The sequence below is a fragment of the Sphingobacterium sp. BS-2 genome (assembly GCF_046161205.1).
Lineage (GTDB): Bacteria > Bacteroidota > Bacteroidia > Sphingobacteriales > Sphingobacteriaceae > Sphingobacterium > Sphingobacterium mizutaii.
In genome coordinates this window covers 440,691-447,950 of the sequence record NZ_JBIXGO010000016.1, presented here as the reverse complement: position 1 = coordinate 447,950, position 7,260 = coordinate 440,691, and the positions used below count along the sequence as shown (strand labels likewise).

Here is a 7,260-nt window from a genome sequence, read left to right as displayed (position 1 = left end):
GCTTTTTTATGTTGTGTCCCTTCCGGAATGGAAGGTCGCAATCTGTCATTTTTTTCCGCTCCGGACATCGCGTCCGTCGCTGTTTCCCTTGGTTGGGACTGCAAAGGTAGGAACCTTTTCTGAAACCGCAAAATCTTTTTTCAAATATTTTTTGTGGCCCTTTTTCGGTGGTTTCGGTAGTGCCCGTTCCGGCCTTCCCTCATCCCTTTTCCTTCCCTTATGTCAGTGGCCCTGCGGCCGTCCCTCCCTTGCGGAGTGGTGCAAAGATAGGAACAAACTACCTTCACTTCCAAGGGTACCGCCAAAGTATTTTTAGGCAAAGGGCATAACTCGCTGTAGCATTGCCAGATAAATTTTACCGGGGGCAGGGAAAAAGGGGCAATGGAGGGTAAAAGGGAGGCTTCCCGGGCCTTTCCATGGTCTTGGCCCATCCTCCTATCCTCCCCATCCTGGTCCCTGCCCAGATCTTGGCCCGTCCTCTTATCCCGTACCCCGAGCGGAGCCGAGGGGAATCCTGGTTCAAATGCGTGGGGCGGGCGAATTCGATTCGCCCCTACCGTGGACGGGAACCCCGGCCCAAAAATCCCCCCTCCCTTTACAGCTGACCCCATTCGACCCACGTTCCGAAATCTCGCAAAGCAAACCATGCCATCCCCCTCCCATTCCCGCAGCGTCCCCCTTCCATCCTCGGGTACGCTGCGGCCGATCCAGCTCCCTCCACCGAAGCTTTCCCGAACATGCCCCGAATGAGTCCCGAACCAGACCCCCAGAAAAACACCTCAAAACCTTTCCAAAAAAAATGGGTGGACCGAAGTCCACCCACACCATCTATTTTACTTTACCCATTTATTGCCATCCACCACCTAAGGCTTTATAGAGAACGACCTGATTCAGCATCTTCTCTTTGTTAATGTCCACGTCGGCAACTTGCGCTTCGATCAAGCCTTTTTGTGCAGTGATGATATCCAGGTAGGTAACCCGGCCTGCTATAAACAGTTCTTCCGCAGCTCCGATGGAAGATTCCAAAGCAGCCACTTGGTCCTTCACATGCGTTGCACGGGTAACGATGGCATCTTGTGTGTTCAAGGCCAAGGATACTTCATTGACAGCATTCAGGACTGTTTTTTCATATTCCAGAAAGCTGATTCCATAGGAAGCTTTCATTTTTTCGTATTCCGATTTCAATTCCCTTTGTCTAAAGATTGGCATGGTGATACCACCGAACAGGCCGTAGGTAACGGATTTGTCCAAACTGAAAAGCTTATCAAAGCTGAAAGACTGCAATCCCAGATAAGGCGAGATCGCTACGGTCGGCAAGAATGCCAAGCGTGTCGATTCCAACTCGTGGAAATCAGCTTTCAAGTCCATTCCTGCTTTACGGATATCGAGACGGTTATTTAACAACTCGTCAAGATTACCGACGGTCAGATCCTGGAACAGTAGGCTGCTACCAATTCCATTGCCATTTCTAGGGATGGGTTGATATACCCTTCCCAAAAGCGAATTGATCTGATGTTCATAGGCAAGGATCTCCTGGACCGCGTGTGCACGATTCGCTTTGGACTGTGACAAAAGCGATTTGAACTGTTGTACGGCCAACTCATCGGCACGGCCTGCTTCCTTCTGCGCTTCGATAATTTCCAGGGCGCGTTCATGGAGCTTGATATTCTCTTCGTAGACCTGGATCTTTTCGTCAAGGCTCATCAGCTCATAATAAGCAGAAGCGATTGAAGTAATCAATTCCGTTTCGATCAAACGTTTCAATTCACTTTCCGACATCAGGTTCAAGAAAGCAGCTTCTCTCCTATTCCGAAGTTTGCCCCATAGATCCAATTCCCAAGAAGAACGTACGCCGACAAAATAATCTGGAATAAAGGGTTCCGGGATTTTCTCATCATCTGTAAGGTTGTCTGAAAAATTGGAGTCATAATTACCTATACCTGATTCCGTATAGTGACCATATTTCCTCAATCCACCTTCCACCGCAGCATCCAAGCTTGGATATAGGGCAGATTTACGGAACTTGAAATTGGCCTGCGCCATTTCAATCCTATGGACCGCCTGACGGACATCCAGGTTATTTAGCAGAGCCGAATCAATCAAGGAGATCAATTGGGCATCCGTAAAAACGTTGCGCCAAGCTAAGCTCCCGACCGAGCTGGAATCTTTCATGACCTGATCAGCCTGTCCGGTCAAGGTCGGTGAGATATCTTGTTGGACACTCGCTTTAGGTACCGAACAAGAAGTGATGAAGAGCAATACCGCTACTGCCACTGCAGCTTGCTTGATTTTCTTTTTCTTTTCGCGTTTTGAGAAAAGAACCACCAAACCCGGAATTACGATAACTCCGATAATGGTACCGATAACCATACCTCCTACTGCCGCGGAACCAATCGTTCTGTTACCGATAGCACCAGCACCATTGGCTAGCATCAATGGAATCAAACCTGCAGCAAATGCAAAGGACGTCATTAAGATTGGGCGCAAACGTGCAACCGCACCTTCAATAGATGCCGTCAAAACATCCATGCCTTGCTTGCGTTTCAGGTTGGCATACTCCACGATCAAGATCGCATTCTTACCCAATAGACCAATCAACATGACGAGCGATACCTGTGCATAGATATTGTTTTCCAGACCGAATACTTTCAGGAACAAGAAGGCTCCGAACAATCCGGCAGGTAAACATAATAACACCGGTAAAGGCAACAGGAAGCTTTCATACTGCGCCGCCAATAATAGGTACACAAATACCAAACATAACAGGAAGATGTATGCAGCTTGGTTACCCGAGATTTTCTGCTCACGTGTCATCCCTGACCATTCGATCGCATAACCTTGAGGCAATTCAGCCGAAATGCGCTCTACGGCTTCGATGGCTTGTCCCGAACTGAAGCCGGGCGCCGCTTGACCAGTGATCATGGCCGATGTAAACATATTATAACGTGTGATCTGCTCAGGACCATAAACCCTTTCCATCGTCATAAAAGAAGAGTAAGGAACCATTTCGCCTTCTTCCGTTTTTACATAAAGGTTCAGTACATCCTCTGGTCGCTGTCTGGCAAAAGCATCCGATTGTACCATGACTTTGTACATCTGTCCGTATCGGATAAAGTTGGTCGCATATAAACTACCTAATAAGGTCTGTAGGGTATTCATCGAATTCTCTACAGAGATTCCCTTTTTGGCTGCCTGATCATAATCGATCTTCAGCATATATTGAGGGAAGTTAACATCAAAGGTGGTTGAAGCACTTTCAATGACTTCGTCCTGTTCCAATTTACTGATGAATTCATTCACCACTTCATTGGTCTGAGCCAAGTCTTCATTACCAGACCTATCCAATAACCTCAACTCGAAACCCGAGGAGTTACCGAAACCAGGTACGGTTGGTGGCGGGAAGAATTCGATTTCTGCATCAGCAATATGTGCCGTTTTCTCCCGAAGGATCTTCATGACATCATCTACGGATTCATTTCTTTCATCCCAAGCCTTTAAGTTGATCATCCCCATACCATAGGAAGCACCGGAAACTTCGGTCACGATACTATAACCTGCCAGGATGGAAACCGTTTCTACCATTTCCAATTCTCTAGAGATCTTATCGACTTCATTGAGTACCGCTTCGGTACGGTCAACCGTTGCTCCTGGCGGTGTAGTTACCGCCACATAGATCATACCTTGATCTTCGGTAGGAATAAATCCGGAAGGGAGGATTGCTGCGGAACCCCAAGTTGCGATGAACATAATAACTAACCCTAATAAAGTGATTATGCGACGACCTGCAATCTTGGAAAGCAACCCTTTGTACCCTCCGGAAATTCTGTTATATACATTGTTGAATCCTCTAAAGAAACGATCCAACCAGTTATTGCTTGGTTTTTTATCATGCGGGGAACGCAGGATAATGGCACAGAGTGCCGGAGTAAGTGTCAAGGCGTTGATACCTGAGATGACAATCGCTGCTGCCAAGGTCAGTGAGAACTGCCTGTAGAAGATCCCCACAGGACCGGACAGGAAGGCGACCGGAACGAATACCGCTGACATCACTAAAGTAATGGCGATAACCGCCGAACCAACTTCGTCCATTGCCGCCAATGTTGCTTCCATTGGAGAGAGGTGTTCCTCTTCCATCTTGGCATAGACGGCCTCGACGACGACAATTCCGTTGTCGACGACGATACCAATGGCGAGCACGAGTGCGAACAAGGTCAATAAGTTGATGGAGAATCCCATCATCTGCATAAAGAACAAGGACCCGATCAAACAGACAGGTACTGCCAAAATTGGGATAATGGTAGCCCGGAAATCTTGAAGGAATATAAACACCACCAAGAAAACGAGGATAAAGGCCTCGACCAAGGTAATCAGTACACTGGAAATCGAGGCATTCAAGAAACGGGATACATCATAACCCATGGTATAGGTCATTCCCGGAGGGAAAGTGGCATCCTTCAATTCAGCCATACGATCCTTAACCCGTTGGATTACCTCTTGAGCATTCGAACCCGGCAACTGCTTGATCATGATCGATGCAGAAGGTCTACCATCGGTTTTGGAAACCATTTCATAATCCAGGGAACCAAATTCAACATCGGCGATATCCTTGATACGGATAATCGATCCGTCTACATTGGCACGGATCGGTATATTTTCATATTCACTGATTTCAGTAAACTTACCGGGATAGCGCAATACATACTGCTGCATATTAACGGTTTTATCCGAACTGATCCCGGTTTGTCCCGGTGCAGCTTCGATATTCTGTCTACGCAAGGCAGCCACCAGTTCTTCAGTAGAAATGGAATAGGCCGAAAGACGGTCCGGTTTGACCCAGATACGCATCGCATAATCCTTCATACCCATAATCTGGGCGAAGCCTACCCCTTCGATACGCTTCAATTCCTTTAGGATATTGATATCGGTAAAGTTGTAGATAAAGCGTTCATCAGCTGTTTCATCATCTGTATACAAGTTCAGATACATCAACATACTGTTTACTTCCTTTTCCGTGGTTACCCCGGCTTTGATTACCTCTTCAGGCAATTCATCAAGAACGGTGGTCACCCTGTTCTGCACGTTTACCGCAGCAATATCTGGGTCAGTCCCCACTTCAAAGAAAACTTGGATCAGCGTATTACCGTTATTTGTGGACACGGAGGACATATAGGTCATTCCGGCCACCCCATTGATCGCCTTTTCCAGTGGAATTGCCACGGCATTGGTACTTACTTCGGCATTTGCACCGGTATAGTTAGCCGTTACAACCACCGAGGGAGGAACGATATCGGGGAACTGGGTAATGGGCAAGGTAAACAATGCCAACAGACCCAAAAGGGTAATAAAGATCGAGATGACCAGCGATAGCACTGGCCTCTTAATAAATTTTTCAAACATTAAATCCCGCTCCCTTCTTAGTTTTTAACCATTTTTGGTTGAATAACCATTCCATCACGAAGGGATTGTACACCTTCATAAACTACTTTAGCATCAGCCGGCAGACCATTTTCCACAACGTAATAATGTCCAACACGACGTCCGTTCTGGAAAGGGGTCATCTTAACGGTATCACCTTTTAAGGTATATACGTAAGCTTTGTCCTGGATTTCGAAAACAGATTTCTGATGAACCAAAAGCAGGTCGCCAGTTTGCACAGGCACCCCGATCCTTCCGGTTGCACCATGCTTCAATAGTCCATCGGGATTTTTGAATTTAGCACGAAGGGAAATTGATCCAGTACTGGCCTCAAATTCACTTTCCACGATTTCAGCGGTTCCTGTATTCGGATAAGCTGCACCATTGGCAAGGATCAATTGCACTTCTTTCTTAAAATTATTTCTATTAAAAGAGGAGTCTGATGCGATACCTAAATATTCTTGTTCAGAGATATCAAAGTAGACATTCATGTTTGCCATATCAGATATGGTTGTCAAAAGTGATCCTTCTTCCAATAAAGAGCCCTCTTTCAATTGGATCCTGTCAATTCTGCCATCAAATGGGGCACGGATCTGGGTATTTGACAGTCTTGTTCTAGCTTGGTTCAATATTGCTTCTGCTTCGCCAACTTTGGCATTGGCAGCGCGTAATTGAACTTTCAATAGATCATATTCGGTTGAGCTGACGATATTTTTCTGAACCAGTTTTTGGGTCCTTTCCATTTCCAACTCTACTTTTTTCACTTCGGCTTCAGCACTGCTGACCGCTGCTTGGGCTTGTGCCAAGTCAGCTTTGTATTCATCCGCAACTAAAGAGAACAGGACCTGACCTTTTTTTACGAATGCACCCTCGTCTACAAAGATCCTATCCAGGAAACCTACCAAACGAGAGCGTAATTCAACATTACGTTGAGACTGGATATCTGCGATATACTCTTTGTATACGACAGTATCCAGTTGAACTAAATTAGATACGGGTACGACTTTAGGTGCATTAGCAGTTGTCTTTTCGTTACTGGTAGCAGTACAGGACGCAACTAATAATGCACAACCTACTACTGGAAGTAGCACGTGTTGTTTTTTCATAGCAATTATAAAATATGGGTATTAAAAATAAAATAGAATACAATAGATGTTGGTTGCTATGCAGATGGCATAACAATCCCTATACTTCCAAGACTGAAAGCACAAAAAATGGAATTTAGAAAGGACGGTATCTATACAAGAACTGGTAATAGCCAGGGAGGCATAGTGTCTTGGACAGATAAAACGGATGTTTAATGGTTGATTTGACCCTGTAAAGTCTGGATATTAACCAGTTAAAGAAGAAAACTAATGGGATCAATCCTAGAAACAGGGAAAGGATTCGGTAATCATCGAAGATGATTTCAGGAAGAACCTCGGAATTTACAGGATGAGTAAGGTTAAGAACCTCTTCCAATACGACTTCGACTAGGGTTTCATTGGCTACCACATTAGCGGAACCAAAAAGGTCGATAGACTTTACCTCCAAACATAGGACATTGAGGTAACCGAATAGCGCCAAGAAATGTAACAGTCGAAACATACGCCACAAAGATAAGCAAGGCGTTAAGCAAAAAGGTATTAGGAATGTAAAAAAACTGTGATTTTAATTTTTTGGGGCTACTTTTTCAGCTTCGGGTTCCGGATTGCTGGGCTCATCGTCAAACAAGATTCTTACCGAAGGAGTATAGGTATCTTCATGCTGTCCGTTTTTGCTCGCCCAAAAGAACGCTCCTAAAAAGAACAGTGCAATCAAAACACTACAGCCAATTAAGAAAAATATGATGTTCATAGTACAAAG

At 45.4% G+C, this 7,260-nt stretch carries 4 protein-coding genes; all 4 read right to left on the bottom strand.

The features are described from left to right. Positions 1–846: 846 nt before the first annotated feature. Complete coding sequence (locus tag ACK2WI_RS08810) at positions 847–5,397, bottom strand: efflux RND transporter permease subunit (protein ID WP_093099047.1); 4,551 nt, start codon at positions 5,395–5,397, stop codon at positions 847–849. Between the two features lie 17 nt (positions 5,398–5,414). After that, a complete protein-coding gene (locus tag ACK2WI_RS08805) occupies positions 5,415–6,521 on the bottom strand; it encodes an efflux RND transporter periplasmic adaptor subunit (RefSeq protein WP_409150413.1) in 1,107 nt (368 codons plus the stop codon). A gap of 115 nt (positions 6,522–6,636) precedes the next feature. Continuing rightward, entirely contained in the window at positions 6,637–7,002 is a 366-nt protein-coding gene (locus ACK2WI_RS08800) for a hypothetical protein (RefSeq protein WP_312696646.1), read from the bottom strand. 63 nt (positions 7,003–7,065) lie between these two features. Continuing rightward, positions 7,066–7,251 carry a cbb3-type cytochrome oxidase assembly protein CcoS gene (gene ccoS / locus ACK2WI_RS08795; protein WP_093099041.1) on the bottom strand — a complete coding sequence of 62 codons (186 nt, stop codon included), beginning with the start codon at positions 7,249–7,251 and terminating at the stop codon, positions 7,066–7,068. Between the last annotated feature and the right edge of the window lie 9 nt (positions 7,252–7,260).